We start from the raw sequence: 523 nt of genomic DNA on the forward strand, positions 1-523 counted from the left end.
TTAGAAGATTGTTTGTTTAATTATAAAATTATTGGACACTATAGGTTTTAACATCATTTAAAACGCATACTTAACTTAAACGAGCCAAATAATCAAAATGAGAACCTTCAGCAATTAATTCACAATTTAAACCAACGGTTTCGCATGCTAATTTTAAGGTGTTAAAATCTAAATACAACCATTTCATAGGTGTTTCCTTTTCGCCTTTATAGCTAATAAAATAATCTAATTCACCGTAATAATTACTGTTGGTATCCATCCAAAAACCGCCATCATCATCTTCATACATATATTTAATGTCTGATGAATCAATAAGTATTTGTCCGTTTGATTTTAAAAGTGTTTTTAAGTGTTTTAAATACGTAGCAACCTGTTTTAGTTCTTGAAAAATACCAGTGCCATTCATTAGTAATAAAATGGTATCAAAAGCGTTAGTTTCATCTAAAATATTCAAAACTTCAGCATTAATAATACCGCGTTTTTGGGCAACAGCAACTGCGCCTTTTGATATGTCAATGGCTTT

At 29.6% G+C, this 523-nt stretch carries 1 pseudogene; it reads right to left on the bottom strand.

From position 1 onward, the window contains the following. Nucleotides 1-70: 70 nt before the first annotated feature. A pseudogene (locus tag FUA24_RS10590) lies at nt 71-523 on the bottom strand (SAM-dependent methyltransferase); the annotation flags it as partial.

Source organism: Seonamhaeicola marinus, from assembly GCF_008085455.1.